Below are 23,552 nucleotides of genomic sequence, written 5' to 3'. Positions count from 1 at the left end.
TTTGCATAAATCATAGCTAAGGTTTGAAAGACATTTTCAAAAAATTGTTACTATTGTACCCTGCCTTAGGCATAAAGAGGTACGACCAGAAGGCGGTTTTTTCTCGTTTATTTCCCGCCACCTAAACAGTTTGGTGAGCTTGGTGTATTGTTAGCGTACTGCTCTTGCCATTCTTTTTCTGTATAAGTATGTAATGCCAGCGCATGAATTTTTTCGGCTAACTCCTCTGAGAGCACAGCATTCACTAAACGGTGGCGTTTTATTAAACGTTCATTTTCAAACGCTTTAGCAACTATCACTACTTTAAAGTGTGACTCACTGCCCGGTGGTACATTATGGTTATTGCTTTCATTAATCACATCTAGGTGTGATGGCTGAAAGGCATCACGTAGTTTTTGTTCAATAATAGCGGCTACAGTCATTATTCTCTCGCTGAAGGTAAATTTATTAAGTATTTATATTGGCAAATATTTTAGCCGATTTAAGTGGATAGACCAACAATATCTTGTCAATTATGCCACAATAGCGGGCAAATTTTCCCTGCCCTTTTAGCCATTTTTATGATCAGCCCCTTTATTGTTAATGATAGAAACTTATTCCTCAGCCGCTTCCCTGCTGCGCAAGTAAACCGTAGCTTACAAGCATGGGACTCAGCCGATGAATACCTGATAAACCATATTGAAGAACAAGGTTTAATTAACGCTAATACCAAGGTGGCTATTTTTAATGATGCCTTTGGCGCATTGACGACGAATTTTTGCCATTCTGGTAGAGAGAATGCTGAAGTGGTTTGTATTAATGACTCTTATATCAGTAGCCAAGGAATAAGCTATAATATTGAGCAAAATTCCCTCGATGATAGCAATATTACCCAGCTAAACTCGCTTGATGCCTTACCTAATGACATTGATGTCATTTTATATAAAATCCCTAAAAGCAAAGCAATGTTAATTGAACAGCTTATTCAAATTAAGCAATCGGTTAGCGATAACTGTATTTTTATCGCCGCAGATCGCGCTAAAGAAATACACAGCGCAACGTTAAAAGTGTTTGAAAAATATTTAGGCACCACAAAGACCTCTTTAGCGGTAAAAAAAGCGCGTTTAGTATTTTGCCAGTTTGACTGTCATATAAACAATAAACAAGTAAATCACTCGCCTTTTCCAACGGTATGGACCATAACGCATAAATCTACCAATGACTCGCCGTCACGTGAACTTAGCGTTAGTAATCATGCCAATGTTTATGCCAGAGAAAAGTTAGATATTGGCGCTCGCTACTTTATTGAAAATCTACCTAAAGTGGCAGCTAACAGCAAAGTAATTGATTTAGGCTGTGGTAATGGCGTGATTGGGCTAACCGTATTGGCTAACCAACCTGAAGCGCATGTTCAGTTTATTGATGAATCAACCATGGCCATCGCTTCTGCTGAACAGAATATAACAACAAATCTACCTGAATCGATTGAAAATTGTGAGTTTATCCTTAACGACTCTTTAACCGATATAGAAGGTGGTAGTGTTGATTTAATTTTGTGTAATCCACCTTTTCATCAAAATACCGCTACCACAGATCATATTGCTTGGCAGATGTTTAGAGATAGCCACAGAGTACTCAAAAAAGGCGGAGAATTACGGATTATTGGCAACCGACAGTTAGCTTATCATATTAAATTACAGCGCCTTTTTGGTAATGAAACCTTAATCGCCAGTAATAATAAGTTTGTCACGCACTCAGCAATTAAAAAATAAAAAGGCTTGATAAAACAATGAACCTAAACAAATTAAAGTCTATCGCCCTAGCATCATTACTTATAGCTATTGCCGGCTGTAGTGCCGCACCTACTCATTTAATTGTCTCACCCCAAGTGTATCTTTCGCCATCGAACCAGTTATCTCATAAACAAGCACAACTCACGGTTATTGATATGCGTACCAGCACCCATATCATTCAAATACTCGAGCAAGATGAAGCGGCAATAATTCTTTCATCTAAGCAACGTCTTGAAGAAATTATTGAAGCTCTTTTAGCTAAACAGTGGCAACAGCAAGGTTTAGCTTTTAGCGATAGCGCAAAAAATAAGATGACGGTCACTATAGAAAAAGCGGTTATCAGTGTTGAGCAGGAAACTGTTAGCTATAACACCCAAAGTGAAATTATTATCAAGGTTAGCATAGACAATGGCAAACAAACCCTGACCAGCCGCTTTAAAACCCGTGGCCATAGCGAAGGTGCCCTTAATGCGGATATCGCGGTGTTAGAGCGTGAGTTTAATCAGCATTTAAGCAGCTTGTTAAAACAAATTTTATCCAGTAACGATATTAAAACTTTTTTATAGCAGCGTACCACGTTGCTTCCACCAATGAATGGTAGCTAATTTTGAAAAAACTATGGCAATATATCATCATCACCACCTTGCTAATCAGTAGTGCTTTTAGCTATGCGGTTGATCCAACTAACATATATCCTAAAGTAAAGTTGCAAACCTCTATGGGGGTCATTATTGTTGAACTTGATAGAGTTAAAGCCCCAATTACCGTGGATAATTTTCTAGAATATGTAGTAAAAGGTGAGTATAATAACACCATTTTTCACCGTATTATTGATGACTTTATTGTGCAAGGTGGTGGTTATGACGCTGAGTTTACCGCCAAAAAGTTAGGTAAGAACATTGTTAATGAGTCGGGCAATGGCTTAAAAAATGAAGTGGGTACCATTGCCATGGCGAAAGAAAATCGACCTCATACTGCCAATCGTCAATTCTTTTTTAACCTAGCAGATAACACCACATTAGACCCTGGTAGAAAATGGGGCTACGCTGTTTTTGGCGCTATTATTGAAGGTGAGGAAGTACTAGAAGCCATTGCTAAGGTGCCGACAGATTACCACGAAGCTATGGCTTGGAATGATGTACCGGTAAAGCCAGTCATGTTAATCAAAGCAACACTTTTACCCATGGATAACTAGATCAAGTTTGTTTTCTCTTAACTAAACAGTTTTTTTACAAAAAAGTAACAAAAAACATAGCACTATTTTTTGACAAAAATTCAATTATCACCGATAAATAAGATAGCCAATAAAAAATCACCAATAAAAATTAAAAAAGTGAATCAATAATAAGGCGCTAATTCATTGTCGGTGATAAATATAACCCTAGCTAAACACCGCCATTTGTAGTGCCAAGTAGTATGTGCTTTAAGGGGACGTCATGATAATTGAGCAGTTTATCGATCAAAAAATATTAGCAATGCATGCCTATGTAAATGCAGTCATCGAACAAAAGCTTCATTATACCGAGTTAGACCGTTTTATTTTAGATACCATGTCAGAGTGGACCTTATTAAGTGTTGTAGATGAAACCCCGCATAGCGCTAAAGAGCGGGTATTTTGGCACTTGATGCATGAAGTTAGCTTGCATGGCGCGCAAGCACTAAACCAAGATCTTTTTTTCAAAAGTGAAATGAATACCTGTTTGGATTTTTTCAACGGCTCAGGTAGTTACCCTATTGACTGTATCGGTTGGCGTCCCATCGCTTAACTAAGCACAACTAATGATTAAATAATCACTCAAATAGCGTCAGCCTCTTCTGCAAATGACAAGCCTCTGATAGACTTGAAAGTATTACCTTTTATCACCTGAATTACTTGTTAATGCCAACGACCTCTCCAGCAAAGACCAGCACTTTTAAAGAAGCCATTTTAAATAAGCGTATGCTTATTTGTATTTTTACCGGTTTTAGTTCAGGTTTACCGCTGTTTGTTTTGTATCAGCTGGTACCTGGCTGGCTACGTAATGAAGGTGTTAGCCTAGCTGAAATCGGTCTATTTTCACTCATCGGCATCCCTTATGTGTGGAAGTTCCTCTGGTCGCCGCTCATGGACCGCTACTCTCTCGGCATACTTGGTAGACGCCGAAGCTGGATGTTAACAACACAAATACTACTGCTAGGCTCTATTGCCGGCTTTGGCTTCGTTAACCCAATAATGGATATATGGTCTGTTGCCTATTTAGCGGCAGCAGTGGCCTTTTTTAGTGCTAGCCAAGATATAGTGCTTGATGCCTATCGACGAGAATTATTACCCGACAATGAACTGGGCTTAGGCAACTCCATTCATGTACAAGCCTACCGACTGTCGGGACTGGTACCTGGCTCACTGGGCTTTATTTTGGCCGATCAGATGAGCTGGCAATCCGTTTTTATCATAGTCGCGGCGTTCATGTTAATAGGCGTATTGTTAACACTATTCATTAAGGAATTAGAGTCCAAGCATAGTGCGCCAAGAACCCTAAAAGAAGCCATTGTCTTACCCTTTAAAGATTTTATTGCCAGCAAAGGGCTTAAGTCCGCAGCTTACACGCTATTATTCCTGGTGCTTTATAAGTTAGGGGACAATATGGCGACGGCATTACAAACACCCTTTTTCATTGATATGGGCTTTAGCATGACTGAAATCGGTGTTATTGCCAAAACGTCCTCATTAATAGCCATGACCATAGGTATAGTTGTTGGTGGCTTAGTTATGATTAAGCTCAGTATTAATCGTGCCTTATGGTTATTTGGTTTTGTGCAAATATTCAGTATTTTAGGCTTTGCCGCTCTAGCTGAAATAGGACATAACAACTATGCTTTAGCGGTAGCCATGGGTTTTGAGTATTTAGGTGTTGGTTTAGGCACTGCGGCTTTTACCGCATTTATTGCCAAAACAACAAACCCAGCTTTTGCCGCGACTCAAATTGCCTTATTTACCGCGTTGGCAGTAGTACCGCGCACCTTTGCCAACGCAACTACTGGGGTTATTATCGAGCAGATTGGTTGGACAAATTTCTATTTTCTTTGCACGGCGTTAGCTATCCCTGGCATGTTAATGCTAGTGAAAGTTGCCCCGTGGCATGAAACCGCCATTAAATCGAGTACAAGTTAATGAACCTCAACTCGGTTTTAGCAATGGTTGGCTAATTGAAATACAATGATTTATCTTTAACTGCTTATAGTGAGGTGTTTTTGCTTAATTCAAGGCAAGTTTATCTGTCAATAGTTAAGCTATTGCAAAAACTTAACGATGAAGTCAGTAAAAATGATCGCTATAGCAGTATTTATTAAACCCAGCAGAGGTTATTTATATGATGAAATTTTTCTTTTTAATGCCCATTATTATGTGCGCCATTTGGACTTGGTATCTTAACGCTAATGACTTTTCCTTAAGGCAAGGCATCAAGGGTTTTAGCTACATTATTGCCTTCAATACTATCATTATTGGATTCTTCGTGATGATGATTTATGTAACTCACTGAGTTAACGACACAGTGTGACACTTAAGCTAAGCAACACACTGTTCATTAAAGAGTCATTACCTTGCGTCATAGACTAATACAGACAAATGTTTACACTATAAGTTAATGCTATTAGTAAAAATCTTGCGCTAAGTGCCGCTATTTATCGACATTGTAACGCAGAGAATGGAATAAAGGGGGAGGTTGAGCAAGTACCGCAGCCCGAGTTCAGCTTAACGACTAAAGCGATCAGCACCTTAGGCTAGCTTTGAGGGTCATTAGCGTTAAGACAAGCCGTTGGTGAACTGGCCCCAAGAAAGAAGTAAGGCTCTAAAATCATCTAAACCACAAGCCGCTATTTCATTTTGATCTAAGTGAATATGTTCATCTGTTAACATCTCAGGTAAACCCTCACCACTGCCATTTAATGAACCATTCATACTTACATTGGTTTGAATCGAGATATCTTCGCTATTTAAGGTAACCGAGTATTCACTGCCTGTAATAAGTATTTCTTGCGACTTACCGGTTTCAATATTGTCTATCGCGGTGAGTAACTCGGTAAGTTTGGCGACGTCATGTCCAACTTCAACTTCCATCCATGGACCTATAACCTCATGCTCTAAGGAAAAGAGCGCTCTGGCTTCGCCTGTGATGGCGTCGTGTACAAATTCATATTCCATAGCATTTCCTATCAATGGCAGTATAAAGAGCCTACATTAAGTGTAGCAAAGCTTTACTTAGCTTTCGCGACAAATTCAGTGAAATTAAAAGAACTTATTTCGCTTGCCACTGGCATTCAAGTAAGACACGGTCAGCAACTAAACTATCTTCTTGGCGCAAGTAAACTTGGCCAATAAAATTATCGTTTTTACCAATAACACCAACACCTTTAGGTGTGCCTGTCATAACAATATCACCATCTTCTAGGCTAATAAAGCGCTGCAATTCTGTTAATATTTCATCCGGTTTAACCAGCATCAAAGCTACACTACCTTGTTGTTTTAATTCATCATTAATGGTTAAAGACAGGCTTAACTGGCTAACCCCTGCGGCAGGTATAGCAACAAAGTCACTAAATACCACCGAGCCATCAAAAGCCTTGGCGCGCTCCCAAGGCAGGCCTTTATTTTTCAACTTGCCTTGTATTACACGTTTAGTTAAATCTAGACCTAGGGCCACCGCAGTAAACTGGCCACCTTGATACAAAAAACTGAGTTCAGCTTCATAGTGCAAGGCGTCTTCATTATGCATAGCATGAAGCGTGGCACAAATGGCGGAATTGGGCTTGAAAAACACCAGCATTTCATCCGGTATTTCATTAGCAAGCTCTTTAATATGATCGACATAATTACGACCTATACAAAGCACTTTTGAGGGTGTTATCTGTTGTAATGATTTATCCAGTGAAACTAAGGTAACAGTATTCATAAAAGGACCTATTGAGCTTACTAGGGGTATTAGCGGGCATATACCCGTCACCATTCAAAGTGCTCGATTTCAGTGGGTATTAAAAGGGCTTTAGGCAAGGGAAATAATGGAAGCATAGTCACTCTATGGTTAAATTATTTAACGCGGTATAAAGTCATTTTAAACCCATCGAAGAAGCGTTTGAGCAACATCACTTCATCGTTACTGTAACTCATAATGACGCTGCATGGATGGTGTTATTAGAGAATGCAGACGGTACAGGAAGTACCTTATACGGATAATGCAGGAGCAATTATCCTGAGCATATTCTCCTGAACAACCATTATACCAGTTTCATTAAATTATTGCCCACTTGTGCTGGTTAAAATACTCCAAGGCGGCGTTGCTCTCAATCCCAATAGCCCGCTATTGGTCAATTGAGCGCCTTGCCCTGATTTATTTTCCCTACACACAACAAGATCACAAACTTAATGAAAATGGTATTATTTCATCACAGCGCCTTGAATTGAAATTGCTCAAGCACTCTGAAACATGCCTCTTGAATGGTTACGGGTATGATAATCAGTTACGCGTTATTGGACAAGTCGATTTTATCATTAACGATCAAATAACAGTGCAATAATAATTTTCTGCACAAGTTAGTTACTAGTTTTTACCATTGATAACAGTTCTGGTCTGACCTTTACGGTAGGCTCAGTAGTTCATTCTTTTATAAATGGTCCAAAAGTTATGATTTTCAAGAAAACTTTATTAGCACTATCATTAACCTGCTCATCTTTTTATAGTGTTGGCGCGGCTTTTCAGCTAGCTGAGCATAGTGCCGCAGGTTTAGGTCGAGCCTTTGCTGGTGAAGCAGCCATTGCCGACGATGCTTCCGTTGTCGCCCGTAACCCTGCGCTGATGGCTCAATTTGATAAAATGGAATTCTCAGTTACCGGCACTTATGTTATGCCTGACGTCAGCTTAACCGGTATTGGTGCGCCAGACGGTACACACCCTGCTGCATTAAACAATAACAGCATAGCGCCAAGCGCCTTTATTCCCGCAGTCTATTTAGTGGTGCCCTTAAATGACAAGTTTGCTCTTGGTTTTGCCACCTTCTCTAACTTTGGTTTAGCCACTGAATTTGATGACGATTATGCTGCCGGGCAACTGGCGGGGGAAACATCAATTACCACAGTTAACTTTAATACTAGCCTTTCTTACAAAGTGAATGATAACTTTGTCATAGCTGGTGGTGTAAATGTTATTTATGGCGAAGCCTCATTAATACGTAATGCTGGTGAGAACCTGGGTATACCAGCTCATACCGAGGTGGCAAATTTGGCCGGTGATGATATCTCTTATGGTTGGAATATGGGCTTATCATATGATTTTAATGAAAACCATCGTTTAGGTTTTAGTTACCGTAGTGAAGTCAAACTAGAGCTTGAAGGTAATTACAGTGATGACGTCATACTTGGCGGCGCCGTTGTACCGGGTGCTATGGATATTACCTTACCAGCTATTATGGAAATTTCTGGTCTTCATCAAGTGAGTGATACCGTTGCTGTGCATTACTCTGCTATGTGGACCGGCTGGAGTAGTTTTGATGAACTAGCGGGTTATGTTGCAGGACAAGATGAAGCAGTTTTTGCAAAAGAAGAGAACTTTTCCAATTCCATGCGTTATGCCCTAGGTGCTACCTACCAATTGAGCAGTAATCTCAAGCTAAGAACGGGTATTGCTTATGACCAATCACCAGCCGATGCAGATCACTTATCTATCTCAATTCCTGATACCAACCGTATCTGGTTAAGTGCTGGTTTAAATTACACTTTCACTAATAAATCATCATTAGATTTTGGTGTCAGTATTGTTAAAGGTGAAACTCAGACCTTTACTGAAACTGACGATTTTAAGCAAGATTGGACCTTTGAATCACAGGGCGATGCTTACCTTGTTTCAGCACAATACAACCACGTATTCTAAAGAAGAAATTAAAAGCTAAGCCGTGAATGATACTCGCCTGGCTATGATATCCTCGTCGAAACTAGTAATAGCAGGCGAGGATAACTTAACTTGCATAGGTAAGAGCTATTAGTTAACGGCTAATCTTTTACCGCTAAAAGATTACGAATTGAAATGGTTATTTGTTCAATATTAGCAATATCAACCGGAGCAATGAAAATAGTATCATCACCAGCAAGTGTGCCTAATATCCCGGCAGACTCACCCATACTATCGAGCATACGAGAAATTAAGGGCGCTGCGCCAATGCCGGTCTTTAAAATGATTTGCATATTATTATGCTTAACACTCAACACCACTGATTCAATGGATTGCTTAGACTTAGGTACTGCTAGCTCATCGGGCAGAATATAAATCATTTCGTTATTGGTATTACGCGTTTTTACTGCGCCAAGCTTAGATAATAAGCGCGATATTTTCGCTTGTGACATATCATCAAAACCCTGTAGGGCAAGAGCTTGTGCTAACTGACTTTGAGAGCCATAACATTGTTCTTTTAATAAACGTTTAAATGCCTGAACTAATAAGGATTCTCTCTCTTTGCGGCTGCTAGTCATTTAGCTTCTTCATATAATTATTGTATTTGTCGATTCTACACTATAGCTACTCACTAAGTGAATACTTATTCACTTAGTGACGCTTTATTTTAAGCCTTACCTTAGCCTTACCTTAGGCTTAGCCTCAAGTTAGCTTTAGCACTAACTTGAGGCTGCAATTGCCGTCATATGATTATCCCAACGTAGATCGTTAAAATCGCCGCTTACTTGATAGGGTTTGAGTGGCTCGCTTTGTGAAATAACACGGCCTCGCCCAGTTGAGGCAATAAAATTATCGGCGATTAAGGTCGCTCCTGCGGCATCTTTCAATTTATGGCTAGCAATAAACTCATTGCAGTCGAGTTGCCAAAACGTCAGTAAGTCTGCTTTAGGGCAAGTAATGAGCACGGTATTACTGTCACTGTTGATGCAGACACTGGCAGTATATTGCTTCATGCTACGCCAAGTATTAATATCCGCCTTGAGTAAGGTTAACTGTTCTTCGCCATGATGTGACAGGGCAAGGGGTACTTCATCGGTTGAAGCCCCTTGGTATTGCAATCCTGCGACCACTTTACCTTGTGAACTAACCGCTAAATGACGAATACTGAGCTGCTTATTGTCCAACTCAAACTTGCCGTCAATGTGACCTGATCCTAACGCCATATAAGCAAGGTTGGGTGCCATCGAGCTAAGGTTTAATTTTTTACGCGCTTGCTCTGGATGGGTTTGAATACCACCATTGGCAATGACAATCTGCTGTTCATTGGAATGTGGCATAATCGCTAACTGATGCGGGCCAATACCACCCGAATCATATTGTTCAATAACTTGTTGAGTTTTTCTCTCGCGTAAAACAATTAGCCCCTTGCCACTGTGGTAATCATTTTCCGTCGTTAATAAAATACTATCGTTTGCTATCAAGACACCATGGCCATAAAAACGTCGACCGGCACTAACGGCTATTTGACTAATCACTTCACCACGATTAAAGTCTATCTCCAACACATAGTTTCCCGGGCGACGAGCAAACACCAACGCATGGCCAGGTTTACTTTTTATGGCAATCACCTCATGACCACGAGCAGGTAGGGCAACTTTACTAATTAATCGCCCTGTTAAGTCAAAAGCGGCAGCAAAAAAATTACCTTTATTATCACTACAAGCACTCACTAGCCAATTTTTTTGGCCATTTAGCCATGAAGGAAAAGCTAAAGTATTGAGCGCACTCATAGTGCCAATGGCGCTAACAGCCCCGACAGCACCTAGGCCTAATAAAAATTTTCGACGACTGATCATATGCTTATCTTCTTTTACTGCAAATTAAGCGCTTGTTTGAATTAAGCTCTTGTTTTAATAAAATACGTTTTGAGCGAGGCGCGTGGAAAATATCATAGCTTGACTAGATAACCCCTCGTCCTCACTTTTGATAAAAAACGCAAGAAGCATTTAAACTTACACCCTAAAAACTATATTTAACACCGACGATTACTTGCCTAGGCTTACCTGGACGTGCGCCAAATGGACGACGTGAAACAACCACTTCTTCATCGGTTATATTATCTATTTTACCGTATAGTTTTATCTGGTTATTAAGCTGATACCAAGCAGAGAAGTCTACTTGCACTAATTCATCGGTCATCAACCCTTCAAGTTCAGTATTACTACCGGCCGCTTCACTCATCTCAGTGACATACTTAAATAACAATGAGGCTTGCCAATGCTCAGCTTGTAAGCCCATTTCTATTGATAATTGTTGCTCAGGTAAATACGGTAATTCATCGCCGACCTTAACACTGCCCCATTGGGAAAAAGTTGAATCAAAGCTATTTTGAAATTCCGACTGACTATAGGTATAAGCAATTTTTACCGGCACGGTTAAGCTATTTGTTAATTGCCAACGAATGCTGGTCGATGCTTCAATACCGTAGACATCAATTTCGCCGCCATTGAACTCTTGATCAAGTTTTTCAGTACAACCGCTTGAAAAAGTACACGCACCTTTTAGGTTACTATAATCATTATAAAAACCTATCACTTCACCTTGAATATCATCGGTACTGTAACGCCAGCCAAATTCATAATTCCAACTTTCTTCTGGGTCAACATCACTTTCTTGTCCAGGGCTATTAGGCACATAACCTTTATTAACCCCAACCAGTAAACCATGCTCTGCGGTTAACTGATAAAACAAACCCGCGCCAGGTAAAAAAACCGTATTAGAATTTTCTTTGTTGGTATTTTGCAAATAATCAATGGCCTCACCTTCAATGTACTCAACACGCAAGCCAAGGGTAAGATGAAACTTATCAATCACAGCATTAACATTGGTAAAGGCAGCAACTGCAGTCGCCGTATCATCGTTATGGGTAATAACCTCACTTGGCCTGCCGTTAAGCACCATAATTGCTGATGTCATATCATAATAGCGGGCCGTATGTTTACGCCTAACATTGTCTTGATGCAGACGAATACCACTATCGACAATCACTTCCGCAGCAGCAATGCTGGTATCCCAAGTTAACTTAGTTTCAATGCCTTTTGAGTAATAACGGCGATCATTTAGCGTAAAAACCAAGACATCATCATTGCCAAAAGTATCACTTTCCCCACGTAATACTTGGATAAAGTGTTTGTTAAGACTTGGCTCGGTTAAAATACGTTGCATACTGCGGTTACTAACAAAGCTATTGAACCGGTCCCAATCACGATCAAACTCTCTATGATAGGCCTGACTGAATAAGCTAAACTCATCGCTTAACTCAATATAATGTGACAACTGAAATTGGTAGTGTTCCCAATCCATTTTATCTTTTTGACTGGCCAGATAACGTACTTTGCCATTTGCAGCAAAATCTTCATCGGTTAAGCCTAGGTAAGTTTCATTGGAAGTTTCTTCACCATAGCCCATTTTAAATTGGAAGAACTGGTTACTAGCCGAGCCATTACCCGATGAAAGTGGTACATAGTTAAGCTTCATTATTACTTCGTTTTTTTCAAAACCAGTATCGAGTGAATTGCCTTGGCCATCGGTCAATGTTTTAAAACCATCAGAGCCCAAATGAATACCCTCAACTAGTACGCCAATTTTCCCTTTACCGGTTAAGGCATTGTCACTGGCGATATTTGTCGAAAAATAACCATGGGATTTTTGATAGTTATCTTGACCGTATGCTAAGTCAAACATGCCTTCGCCACCCTGCGCTACTGAGTTTTCAGTAATACCGCGGGAGACCATATTAATGGCACCACCAACCGTATTAGGTCCATATTGAATGGCCGATGGCCCTTTAAAAATTTCGACCTGTATCATGCGTGACATCATAGGAAAATAATAAGCAGCCGGTGCCGCATAAGGTGCTGGCGCAATTAAAATACCATCTTCCATCAAAGCAATTTTACTACTGCGCTCTGAAGTCGCGCCGCGCAGACCAATATTAGGGCGTAAACCATAGCCGTCTTCTTCGCGAATATAAACACCGGGCACACCTTGCAATACTCGGTGAATATCATCAAATTCAAATAATTCTAACTGAGCTGCACCGATGACCACGGCCGAACCGGTTGCCGTTTGCAGTTGGTTATGACTACCAAAAATACTGATCACTTCTACTTGTTTGCTTGTTGGTCTGCTTATTGATGAGCCTGCTGATAACTTAACTGATGCCACTATTGATGATTGCTCATCGCCATTTAGGCTTGGCTCGTCTGCAGCAACACTATGTTGACTAGTTAATGCTAAGGTGAAAGCTAAAGTCAGTGCTAGCGCTACAGGTGATTTTTCTACTACTAAGTTTGTCATTTCTTTTCCTCTAATCGCCGTCATTTGAATTAAAACCAATATTAATATCAGTGGCTTGGACAAAGTCGACGGTCAGCACATCTCTAATCGCTCGCAAGGCATCAATAGCCGCGGTTATTTGCGCACGACCTTCATCGGTTTTTAATAAGTCTTCATAACTGCCCGTTAATGCATCCGCTGAAACGATAGCGTTATCTATTGCTGTTAACATTTCAGTAGCGATATTTTGTTGGCTTAAATGACCAATTAAGATGTTATCAAAACCATGACCGCCACCGGCACTATAGATAACTTTGAAGGTGGCAATATTTTTTTGAATACTACGAACTGATTCATCACTAAATACATGCTCGGCAATGGTTGGAATGCCTGGACTGGCAACCGACAAAGGCACTAACATTTTTTCGTCTTTAACGCGTTCAATTTGCTCAAGCCAGTTAGTCACTAACTCTTCAACGGCATCCTTTTTACTGCTGAAATCACCTGTACCTTGAGTAAGTTGTCCATGATAATTACCGCCAGCTATTTGCCATTCACTATTTACTACCTCACTGATAGTGGCAACATTAGCGCTTATCGCCGTTAACACCTGGCAACGCTTGTCTTTATCATTGGCGTTAAGCAAGCTATCTTGATTAGCTTCGGGAAATAATAACAGTTCTAGTGCGGGTAAACCCTGGCTACCAACACGTTGCTTGGCAATAAAAGCTTCGTTAACATCTTCACTACTAGCAAGTAAATCAGTCACACCGCGACCGACATTGTCTTTACTATCTGGCCAGTAATGCAGTCTAAAAATGCGATTATCATTCATAATCGGGCCTACTTTTAACCAGGCAATGGTTTGCCAACTTGCTACTACTGCACGCCATGATTGCTGTAGTACTACTAGATCGTCATTGTTATTACTTGCTTTTGCACAAAATTCAGTAGTTTGGCTGCTAAGCGAAGCTGAGCTAGCTTGCAAGTTTTGATAACTTGGCAAAACATGATTATTGGCTAAATCAGTTAGCCACAAGCCAAACTCATCTTCGATAGTGGTGCCTGGTGTTGTCGGCTCAGGATCAATAGCATCTATTATTGTTTCAGAGCCACCACAAGCGGTTAATACGGCCGTAACTAGCAAGCAAGTGAGTAGTCGAGTTGGTGTTTTCGTTAAAAATTTCATATTAGTTTTTATCATTGTCTGGTTAACGTCCATTGAATTGTCCTAGATTGCCTTTACAAATTTCACTAAGGCATCTCGTTGTTGTTTGTTTAGTGCGACATAAGCTTGTTTGGCAGGCTCTGCTTCACCGCCATGCCATAAAATAGCTTCGCTAATCGTGCGCGCTCTACCATCATGTAAAAAACGCTGCTGTCCGGTTGTATATTGCTGCAAGCCTATACCCCACAAGGGCGCGGTGCGCCACTCTCGACCATTGGCATTAAACTCATAAACCCCGTCAGCTAAACCTTCACCCATATCATGTAGGGCTAAATCTGTGTAAGGCCAAATGGTTTGCTTGGCGAGCGCGGGCACTGGATATTCAGCATCGGTGACATAACTTGGTCTATGGCATTGCTGACATTGCAGTTGATAGAATAGTTTTCTACCTGCTTGCACTGTTTGACTTTTTAGATTTCTAGCAGGAGGCACACCGAGTAATTCATTAAAGGTGACGGTAAAGTCGAGGCGATTATCCGGTATTTCTAAATCAGCTAAACTATGGCCGCCATACTCAGCAGCATGATTACAAGCCATTTGCGTATTAGTACAGCTTTCATCGGGGAAGCTACTATTAGTAATACCTATGTCATCGCGAAAGGCGGCGGCAACTTGCTGATGCAAATTAGGTTGCTTGGCTTTAAAACCAAAACGCCCCACTTCTATGGTGCCAGTGATAACATTTGGCACACGGTTATATTTTGCCGAAATACCATTGCCATCACTATCATTGATATCTTCTTGGCTAAGTAGATCGGCAGTGTTAATGGCATTGAGTAAACCCATGCCAAAGATATTAGGCGCAAGCCTAACCGACAAACCGATATGCGCAGCAAGCTCGCCATAAGCTAACTTTGTTAGTTTATAACTCGGTTTAAGTAATTCATAAGACTCACCATCAACAAAGCTGCCCGGTATTTTGTCATAACGTTTATCTAACCAAGCTTCACCAACGTTGTTGGTGTAAGGTGATTTTTTTACCAGCGCTGCATCTGTCAAACGGTAGCTGATTGCCCGAGGTTGAATTTGACCACCATAGATAGGATCAACCGTAGTTATGCTTGCATCTTTACTGCCTAAACGCACCACTAATGACAACGGTAAAATATGACCTTCTTCATCGATTTTGGCGCGTGAGCCAGCAGTATGACAAGCAATACAAGAGCGAGTATTAAATAATGGTCCTAAACCATCACGATTAGCCGTAGCACTGGGCGCTGCCACCCAAGGGTCACGGAAAAAAGAAAAGCCAGTCCAGAAATCGAGTTTTTGTTTACTACTAAGCTTTTCACCCGGATAAAGGTAACTGGCATACAAACGTTTATGGGTAATGCCACCAGCCGGTTGCTGCTCGCTGAGATCAAAGGCAGGTACCTCTACTGGCCTATTTTGCAACTGAAGCCCTGCTGATTCGCTGCCACTGCTATCACAAGCAGATAAGCTGGCCAACAAACTAATAAGCAATAACCTCATAAACAAAAAGCTAACAGCCAGATATTTTTTATTCTGTATCTTATTCAAACTACAGTGCCGCCTTTATAACGATTGAAGAAAAGCGAGTAGCTGTTCACGCTCAGCTTTGCTGTAATTCATAAAGGTTTCTTTAGAGTCTTTTGCTTCACCGTCATGCCATAACACCGCTTCTTCAATAGTGCGCGCACGGCCATCATGTAAAAAACTTGCATCTTTATTTACCGTTTGCACTAAACCTAAACCCCATAACGCCGGCGTTTTCCATTCAGTGCCGCTGGCATCGCCTTGAATAACGCCATCTGCTAAACCCTCACAGCGCTGCACATATAAACACTCTGCGCCTGTTGAACAAGATAAACCATTCGTTGTTTCGCGAGTTACGACACAGCTGCCACCCATGTCATGCAGTAATAAATCGGTATAAGGGTAAATGGTCTGATTTGACAGTACCGCAATACTTTCTGCATGCTGACTATCGGTATTAGCGGTTAAGCCTCCTAAGCTTAACTCTCCTAATTCGCTGCCTTTAGCATCACCAGTAACATGACGCGGCGTATGACAGCCACTACAATTTGCTTGTAAAAACAGTTTGCGGCCAGCAGTCACTTCCTCAGTCCAAATATCGCTATCTTTATCATAACCACGGCGGGCAGGAACGGCTAAAACACGGTTGTAGAATTCAACTAAGGCAAGTGAATGATCACCCAAATCAACCTCATCACCGGTTTTATTTTCTTGTTCAGCGGCAAGCAAACAAGCAAGTTGTGTGTCTAAACACGGCTCACTAGCAATGATACTAGTAGAAACCCCCATATCACCGTTATAAGCGCCGGCGACTTGTTGTAACACTGTCGGGTTTTGCGCTTTGTAGGCAAAACGGCCAATGACCTTTTCATCATTGCCTTTAGTCGCGAAAACATTAGTCACCATGGAAGCGCGACCTGAAATGCCATCACCATTAGCATCGTTTTCATCAACAAGGGCAAGTAAATTTTCTTGTGGAATAGCATCAAGTAAACCAACACCAAATGCTTGCGGAGCTACACGCGCAGAAAAACGTATATCTTCCATAAAAGCGCCGTAACTTAAATCACGCACTTTATAAACTGGGTTACGTAATGCATAAGCACTACCATCTGGATATGAACCAGTGATTGTTTCAAAAACGATAAAGGGAAAGGCTTCACCATAAAGCTGGACACCGCTGACAGAACCATCATGTTTAGAAAAACCTGCGCTTAATGCATTACCATCGATAAAACCATGGATGGAAAACGGTTGAATTTGATCGCCATAAATGGGATCAGCTTCACCTTTACCATTGGCTAATTTAACCAACATACTGCTCATCGGTGTAGTAGGTGTTCCGGGGACTACGCCACGACCATCATTTAAATGACAACCTTGACAACTACCTGTACTTAAAATAGGCCCAATGTCATCATCAGGGGTACGAAAGAGGTGATCACCTTGAGTAAAAAATCCGTCTAATTGAAAGTCACCAATAATCGCGGCTGGCTTTCTGCTAAAAGCATTTTTATTACTGACAAAAGTTGTCGCTTCGCCACCAGATAAGTATTCAGACTTATCAATAACGTCGATATTAAATGGTGTCAAACCACTGTGGTCAAGTACGGGCTCTTTTGGAGTAGGTGGCGTTGGCGTGACTGTTTCTACTGCATCAGAGCCACCACAACCTGATAAAACGGAACTGAGTAAAAATAGACTTAGGAAAATAACGACTGCGCTTTTATGCATTATTGTGCTCTCAATTTACACCCAAGCTACTTCCAGCTTAATCCTGCTTCTTGAGGTTGTTTGGGTATATACATGCTTGGCTTTAAACGAATGAATCCACATAAACGAATACTCATTTATGTGGATGATATAATTTTTTATAATGACAATGGGCTCAACCAGAGCCCATTACCGACAAACAAAATATTTGTTAAATCAATTAAGCTTTAAATAGTTTGCTCGGTATCATCTCGAAGGTCATTTGTAGTTACACCAAGTGCATCAATTACCGCTTCAATATCATCAGTTTGTGCAACTAGTGCATCAATTACTGCTTTAATATTTGGTTGAGCAATACCTTCTTGCATCAAGACATCAAATGGCGTACCTGTTTTCGCTTTGGTATCAATAACCGCGGCAGCTGACATAGTCGCTTCTAATGCACCACGAAGCTTATTCGCTAATTCATGATGCCCTTCAACTACGAGTAAGTCATAAATTGAAGCACCTTCAATTACCTCACCATCGATACGCACATACTTAGCATTAAAGCTATTTTGTACACCTTTAGCATTTAAGAAGATATCTCTGTGGGTGTTATCACTAAAACAAGAATGTTCATCTTCTTGAGAGTTTTCAATCAAAGCAACATTAATACGTTCACCGGCTAATTCACCAAAACTTAAGCGACCCATGCCTTCAAGAATTTTAGCTAGAGAAACATCACCACCAGCAACAAATGTTTTGTAATGTGCGCCAGAAACTGGCTCCCATTGCTCAGTTACCCGTGTTAATTCTTTAATAAGTAATTCAGCAGTGGTTACTAGGTATTGGCCACGACGAGTACAGATTTCATCTGCCATGACATTACCAAGACCAGAAGTACAACCACCAGAAGTATTAAAGTCTGAGAATGGACGTTGACCAGGGGTATTATCATGCACCTTAGAGTCTGACTGCGCCGCTTCTTTGTTTAAATCTTGTCCCCAAAGTAAAAACTCAATAGCGTGGTAACCAGTAGTTACGTTACGACCATCTTCACCATGCTCAAAAAGATTTGATAGTGTAGTTGCATCAATAGTTGCATACTTAAATGTGCCATCATCTTTCTTAGCCGCAATAATACCGCCCATACCTATGGCATTGGCTGGGCTTTCAGGACCAGATAAACCATCAACAGCTTCAACATAATCAATAATAGCTTCACCTAATGGCCACGCATTAATTAAACCTTCAGGGCCTTCACCAGCGTCATCTTTACCTAGCGTGCCATCAGCTTTTAGTTCATCAATAGGGCCTTGACGGAAACGATAAACTTCTGTTTGTCCGTAGGGTTCGCGTGAATCTAACCAAGCTTTTTTTGCTAAGGCGAAAGTAACTTCAGTCGGCTCAGCAACAAATGTTTCTAACACTGTTTTTAATGTGGTAGCACTAATTAATGAATCTGCATAAGCCGCATAAGCAATATTGGCATTGGTTTTAATAACATCGGTACGGGTAACAAAAGTACTGACACCATTTTTGCCGGCCATACCGTCTGCACCTATAACACCAGCTATACCGTCATCGCCGTCTTCGACACAAGCAGTTAAGCTTAAAGCAACAATGAGTGCTGCTGATATTTTTGAAAAAGTACTAAATTTCATGTTTACCCTAACCCTTAAAAATTGAATTACAAATGATAATGGTTCGCATTATAACTATGATTGTGATTATGTCTACACTTTGTTACAAATTACCCAGAAAATTACGGTTTTTTAAGCTAAGTAGACTATTTAGAAGCTCTTTACACAGATTTTTGCAATTTTCGGACTGTTTTTTTGACTCGGCTACTGTACTAGCGCAAAATTGGCCAGTGTTAATAATGCCAATCGAATAACTTTATTGCTTTGTTTGGTATAAATAGTAACTTCGTCAAAGGCGAGTTATTAAAAAACAACTAAAAAATTTTGTTAGGGAACTTATGAAAAAAATTAAACAGCTACTTACCTTAAAAGTAATGCTGCCTATGTTAGCGCTTAGCAGCATGACCACATTCGCCGATGAAGGTATGTGGCAACCAAACCAATTACCAACCATCGCCAAAGAATTAACTAAAGCTGGGTTAAAATTAAACCCCAATGATTTAACCGACCTAACCGGTTTCCCTATGGGCGCTATTGTTAGTCTTGGTGGTTGTACCGCGTCATTTGTATCTGATCAGGGCTTAGTTGCCACTAACCACCACTGTGTTTACGGCTCAGTGCAATACAACTCAACCGCAGAAAACAACTTACTAAAAAATGGCTTTTTAGCTAAAAATTTCTCTGAAGAGTTACCGGCAACACCCGGTAGTCGCATATATGTCACAGAAGAAATTACCGAAGTAACTAAACTAATAAAATCAGGCGTTACCGAAAAAATGTCGGGTAGCGATCGTTATAAAACCATTGATACTAATTCAAAAAAATTAGTGGCTGAATGTGAAAATGATGATAGATACCGTTGTAGTGTGGTTAACTTCCACGGCGGTTTAGAATATTACTTATTTAAACAGCTGACTATACGTGATGTTCGCTTAGTACACGCGCCAGCGAGCAGTATTGGTAAATTCGGCGGCGATGTTGATAACTGGATGTGGCCACGTCACACTGGTGATTACGGTTTTTACCGCGCTTATGTAGGTAAAGACGGTCAACCTGCTGATTTCAGCAAGGACAATGTACCTTATAAGCCTAAACATCACTTAAAAGTAAATAAAAGCAGTGTTGATGATGGTGATTACATCATGGTTCTTGGCTACCCAGGTAGAACGAACCGCTACCGCACGGCTTATGAAGTTGAAAATACGTTCACTTGGACCTACCCACAAGCTAAAGCTTACCGCGAAGAGATTATTGATTTAATCCATACTCATTCAGCAGAAGGCAGTGCAGCGCGTATTAAGTATGAAAGCACCTTAGCAGGCCTTGCTAACTATGCTAAAAACTATGGTTCAATGATCCACAGTTACAACAAAGGCTCGTTTTTACAACGTAAGCAAGAACTTGAAAGCAACTTAACTAAATGGTTATACCTCAGTACTAAGCGTCAAGCACAATACGGTAAAGCATTATCTGGTTTAGACCAGTTAGTTAAAATGGATGATAAGCAACAAGCCCGCGACTTAATCTTAAGCTATATGCGTTACAGTAAAATGTTATCTACTGCTAAAAGCTTACACCGTTTAGCCATTGAAAACACCAAGCCAAACCTTGAGCGTGAACGTGGTTATCAAGAACGTGATATCGCCCGTTTTGAACAAGGCATGAAGTCAGTTGATCGTCGTTATGATGAGAAAATTGATCAAGAAATCCTTGTCGCTATGTTAAGACACTACGTTGCTTTACCTAAAGCCGATCGTTTGCAGTCATTTGATAAGTTCTTTGTTTTAACAAATGCTACAGCTAAAAACTTTAATGAGCAGAAGTTACGTAAACAGTTAAGTAAAATGTACAAAAACACCCAGCTTAATTCAGAAGAACAACGTTTAGCCTGGATGACTAAATCGGTAGCCGATTTTAACAATTCTAAAGACCCCTTTATTCAATTAGCGGTTACTAGCTTTAAAGAACGTAAAGCCATTGAAGATAAGTCAAAAGAGTTAGCGGGTAATATTCAAGCGTTACGTCCTAAGTACATGGCAGCGCTTATTGCTTACTTCAACGATAACGATTTACCTGTATATGCCGATGCTAATAGCACTTTACGTATCACTTACGGTAATGTTAAAGGTTACTCGCCACAAGATGGTTTAACGGCTACGCCTTTTACCACCCTTGAAGGTATTGTGGCTAAAGATACTGGTGTGGCACCTTTTGATGCGCCGCAAAAGCAATTAGATTTGATCAATAACAAACAATACGGCGAGTACGCGAAAAAATCGCTTGGCTCAGTTCCTGTTAACTATTTAGGTACTCTAGATATTACTGGTGGTAACTCAGGCTCACCTACGCTTAACGACAAAGCTGAATTTGTTGGTTTAGTGTTTGACGGTGTTTATGAAAGTATTATTGGTGATTGGGATTACGATACTAAGTTAAACCGTTCAATTCACGTTGATGTTCGTTACATGCTTTGGGTTATGGAGCACGTAGATGGCGCCACTAACTTAATTGAAGAAATGGATATTGTTGAGTAATACTTGAATAAGTAAAAACTTAGCAAAAATGTAAAAACTATCGCAAATGTGCGTCCTGCAATTGCTTAATACCGTACATCCTGTACATAAAAATCCGGCTAGCTGCCGGATTTTTTATTTTAATAAACTCGATAATGTTTTGGATGTTACTCTTTGTAAGCATCTTCACCGCAAAGGTCGGCACGGCGAACACAACGTGAAATTAAGTGATAATAACGGGTATCTTGTAAAGACACTTGCTTACTGCGTGACTGCGTCATAATAAAACCTCTTCCCTTGGCTATTATTTAACCATAGTACATAAAAAAAGTAGAAAAAATAGAAATAGAAAAGAAGACACCCCTCTCAAAATAATAATCATAGGTTATCACAAGCCATTTAATTTTTATCAGGAAAAACACCTGTCATTTGGCTTTTTAATACTGACGAATCCCCTCGAAATATGACTTTTTCTATGGAGGGAAGCGACTTTCATGATTAGTTGGGGAAATATCTAGGGAAATATCTAGGACACTCGCTTATAAAGCAACCCAAAATAAAACAATAACACATGCTACTTATTCACTCAAAATAGCCTCAAACTTTTCAAAAAGAATATCTAGGACACTCGCTTATAAAGTAACCCAAAATAAAACAATAACACATGCTACTTATTCACTCAAAATAGCCTCAAACTTTTCAAATGAAAAACAATCTCTACTAAATTTTCAGATAAACACCAGAATTAGTTTTTTAGACATGGAAAAACACCAGGCTTGATGTGTCGGTACAATAAAGGTAGGTGATGAGTGTTTAGCCATTAAGCAAAGAGTTTATTGCAGCAACTTACATTGGTTCGCCGCTTTAATCCCTTATGTTCACAGTACTCTGTCAATACATCGCTGTGCCCCACCGCGCCATGAAAGAGTTTTCTAAAACCTTTGCTTAGCGTCAGCCAGTTTTCAGGGCTTATATTAAGCCGACTTAGCAGTGCTGGTTGATTTTCTTCAATATACCCTGCTTTATCTTCACGAAGGCAACGCCCTGTTAGTTCAATTAATTCAAGATAGTCTGTTAATTCAAATGGTAAACCTATTGGCATGGTTTTTCGTGGATTACCGACAAAAGGCAGTAGCCTTATAGGTTGCTGCCCTTTTTTTGCTGATAGTACCCGTTGTTTTACGCTGGTGTATGCTGAGCTTTCAGGCGTTTTAGCACTATTGGCTCTTACTGGATTTAAATCAACATACGCCATACAAGCGGCTAGTGCAGCTTCATCTAATAAGGCTTGTGATTTGAACCGACCTTCCCAAAAGTGACCGGTGCAGTTATCTTCAAGGTTGGCTTGTATGGCAATACTTTGATTGAGTAGGCGCATAAACCAACTAATATCCATCAAGCGATGGCGATAGACTTCAACCGTTTCGAGTAAAGAAGCCATTTGGTACTCGGGGATGTCTTCACCTCGACCATATTGTCGTGTAATTAATGTGCCTTTAAATAGCTGATGCCAGCGCACAATTACTTCACGTGTTGACCATGATTTCGCGGTAGCTTCGTCAACAAAAAGCACCAAATGTGTGTGGTTGCTCATGATAGCGTAAGCACACACGTCAATAGCAAACACACAACTTAGGCTAAGCAGCTTATCTTCTACCCACCCTCGCCTATGGTCAAAGTTTTTTCCGGTATTTTTATCTTCGCCGCATAAAAAGGCTCGGCGAACACAACGAGAAATACAATGATAATAAGGGGTGTCTTCTAAGCTAATTAATTGCTTTCTAGCGGTTGTCATGTCAACGCCTCTCGCATAAAGGTTATTTATTAACCTTAGTTGAGGCGCTGACATTATTCAACTTTGAGCGACTGTCCCTGTTATTTTCCTGTTATTTTATTGACTTCAATTTATCAAGATCGTAATGTTTTGTCTGAAGGAATTTTAGCCA

19 protein-coding genes and 1 pseudogene are annotated in these 23,552 nt (G+C 40.4%); 8 read left to right on the top strand and 12 right to left on the bottom strand.

Annotated elements, in window-relative coordinates:
- Positions 1 to 107: 107 nt before the first annotated feature.
- Positions 108 to 422, bottom strand: a complete 315-nt coding sequence (gene bolA, locus CMT41_RS02815) for a transcriptional regulator BolA (protein WP_058026289.1) — start codon at positions 420 to 422, stop codon at positions 108 to 110.
- A gap of 138 nt (positions 423 to 560) precedes the next feature.
- Here bolA and CMT41_RS02810 point away from each other — a divergent pair, with 138 nt between their 5' ends.
- From CMT41_RS02810 to CMT41_RS02790, 5 genes are all read left to right on the top strand, one after another.
- Positions 561 to 1,751 (top strand): methyltransferase, encoded by a 1,191-nt coding sequence (locus CMT41_RS02810; RefSeq protein ID WP_058026288.1) that lies wholly within the window; start codon positions 561 to 563, stop codon positions 1,749 to 1,751.
- Between the two features lie 17 nt (positions 1,752 to 1,768).
- Complete coding sequence (locus tag CMT41_RS02805) at positions 1,769 to 2,338, top strand: YajG family lipoprotein (protein WP_058026287.1); 570 nt, start codon at positions 1,769 to 1,771, stop codon at positions 2,336 to 2,338.
- A gap of 38 nt (positions 2,339 to 2,376) precedes the next feature.
- Positions 2,377 to 2,967, top strand: coding sequence for a peptidylprolyl isomerase (locus CMT41_RS02800; RefSeq protein ID WP_442855077.1), 591 nt, complete (start codon positions 2,377 to 2,379; stop codon positions 2,965 to 2,967).
- Between the two features lie 241 nt (positions 2,968 to 3,208).
- Positions 3,209 to 3,538 (top strand): hypothetical protein, encoded by a 330-nt coding sequence (locus CMT41_RS02795; protein ID WP_057179652.1) that lies wholly within the window; start codon positions 3,209 to 3,211, stop codon positions 3,536 to 3,538.
- 113 nt (positions 3,539 to 3,651) lie between these two features.
- Complete coding sequence (locus CMT41_RS02790) at positions 3,652 to 4,923, top strand: AmpG family muropeptide MFS transporter (RefSeq protein WP_058026285.1); 1,272 nt, start codon at positions 3,652 to 3,654, stop codon at positions 4,921 to 4,923.
- Between the two features lie 633 nt (positions 4,924 to 5,556).
- Here CMT41_RS02790 and CMT41_RS02785 read toward each other — a convergent pair.
- Both CMT41_RS02785 and CMT41_RS02780 read right to left on the bottom strand, forming a co-directional pair.
- The gene (locus CMT41_RS02785; protein WP_057179650.1) at positions 5,557 to 5,955 is read right to left on the bottom strand and encodes a YacL family protein; all 399 of its coding nucleotides are present in this window, start codon (positions 5,953 to 5,955) and stop codon (positions 5,557 to 5,559) included.
- Positions 5,956 to 6,049: 94 nt separating this feature from the next.
- Positions 6,050 to 6,703 (bottom strand): fumarylacetoacetate hydrolase family protein, encoded by a 654-nt coding sequence (locus tag CMT41_RS02780; RefSeq protein ID WP_058026284.1) that lies wholly within the window; start codon positions 6,701 to 6,703, stop codon positions 6,050 to 6,052.
- A gap of 382 nt (positions 6,704 to 7,085) precedes the next feature.
- Here CMT41_RS02780 and CMT41_RS02775 point away from each other — a divergent pair, with 382 nt between their 5' ends.
- Together CMT41_RS02775 and CMT41_RS02770 are read left to right on the top strand one after the other, a co-directional pair.
- Entirely contained in the window at positions 7,086 to 7,325 is a 240-nt protein-coding gene (locus CMT41_RS02775; protein WP_058026283.1) for a hypothetical protein, read from the top strand.
- A gap of 107 nt (positions 7,326 to 7,432) precedes the next feature.
- Positions 7,433 to 8,674 carry an outer membrane protein transport protein gene (locus tag CMT41_RS02770; RefSeq protein ID WP_058026282.1) on the top strand — a complete coding sequence of 414 codons (1,242 nt, stop codon included), beginning with the start codon at positions 7,433 to 7,435 and terminating at the stop codon, positions 8,672 to 8,674.
- Between the two features lie 119 nt (positions 8,675 to 8,793).
- On the opposite strand, the gene argR is transcribed toward CMT41_RS02770, so the two are convergent.
- From argR to CMT41_RS02735, 7 genes are all read right to left on the bottom strand, one after another.
- On the bottom strand, positions 8,794 to 9,270 hold the full coding sequence (gene argR, locus CMT41_RS02765; RefSeq protein WP_057179647.1) for a transcriptional regulator ArgR: 477 nt from the start codon (positions 9,268 to 9,270) through the stop codon (positions 8,794 to 8,796).
- Between the two features lie 141 nt (positions 9,271 to 9,411).
- Positions 9,412 to 10,548: a DUF1513 domain-containing protein gene (locus tag CMT41_RS02760; RefSeq protein ID WP_058026281.1), complete on the bottom strand. Its 1,137-nt coding sequence runs from the start codon at positions 10,546 to 10,548 to the stop codon at positions 9,412 to 9,414.
- A 163-nt stretch (positions 10,549 to 10,711) separates the two neighbouring features.
- The gene (locus CMT41_RS02755; RefSeq protein WP_058026280.1) at positions 10,712 to 13,051 is read right to left on the bottom strand and encodes a TonB-dependent receptor family protein; all 2,340 of its coding nucleotides are present in this window, start codon (positions 13,049 to 13,051) and stop codon (positions 10,712 to 10,714) included.
- A gap of 10 nt (positions 13,052 to 13,061) precedes the next feature.
- Positions 13,062 to 14,219 carry an imelysin family protein gene (locus tag CMT41_RS02750; protein ID WP_198149780.1) on the bottom strand — a complete coding sequence of 386 codons (1,158 nt, stop codon included), beginning with the start codon at positions 14,217 to 14,219 and terminating at the stop codon, positions 13,062 to 13,064.
- Positions 14,220 to 14,261: 42 nt separating this feature from the next.
- On the bottom strand, positions 14,262 to 15,779 hold the full coding sequence (locus CMT41_RS02745; RefSeq protein ID WP_232300002.1) for a di-heme oxidoreductase family protein: 1,518 nt from the start codon (positions 15,777 to 15,779) through the stop codon (positions 14,262 to 14,264).
- Between the two features lie 15 nt (positions 15,780 to 15,794).
- Positions 15,795 to 17,489, bottom strand: a complete 1,695-nt coding sequence (locus CMT41_RS02740; protein WP_058026278.1) for a di-heme oxidoreductase family protein — start codon at positions 17,487 to 17,489, stop codon at positions 15,795 to 15,797.
- Positions 17,490 to 17,695: 206 nt separating this feature from the next.
- A complete protein-coding gene (locus CMT41_RS02735) occupies positions 17,696 to 19,114 on the bottom strand; it encodes an imelysin family protein (RefSeq protein WP_058026277.1) in 1,419 nt (472 codons plus the stop codon).
- A 317-nt stretch (positions 19,115 to 19,431) separates the two neighbouring features.
- Here CMT41_RS02735 and CMT41_RS02730 point away from each other — a divergent pair, with 317 nt between their 5' ends.
- The gene (locus CMT41_RS02730) at positions 19,432 to 21,627 is read left to right on the top strand and encodes a S46 family peptidase (protein ID WP_058026276.1); all 2,196 of its coding nucleotides are present in this window, start codon (positions 19,432 to 19,434) and stop codon (positions 21,625 to 21,627) included.
- Between the two features lie 155 nt (positions 21,628 to 21,782).
- On the opposite strand, the pseudogene CMT41_RS18470 reads toward CMT41_RS02730, so the two are convergent.
- Positions 21,783 to 21,887: pseudogene (locus CMT41_RS18470) on the bottom strand (transposase); the annotation flags it as partial.
- 539 nt (positions 21,888 to 22,426) lie between these two features.
- Complete coding sequence (locus CMT41_RS02725; protein WP_058026275.1) at positions 22,427 to 23,401, bottom strand: transposase; 975 nt, start codon at positions 23,399 to 23,401, stop codon at positions 22,427 to 22,429.
- Positions 23,402 to 23,552: the final 151 nt, after the last annotated feature.

Origin of the sequence: Colwellia sp. MT41, from assembly GCF_001444365.1 — a bacterium.
Lineage (GTDB): Bacteria > Pseudomonadota > Gammaproteobacteria > Enterobacterales > Alteromonadaceae > Colwellia > Colwellia marinimaniae.
This window is presented reverse-complemented; position numbering and strand designations above follow the sequence as displayed.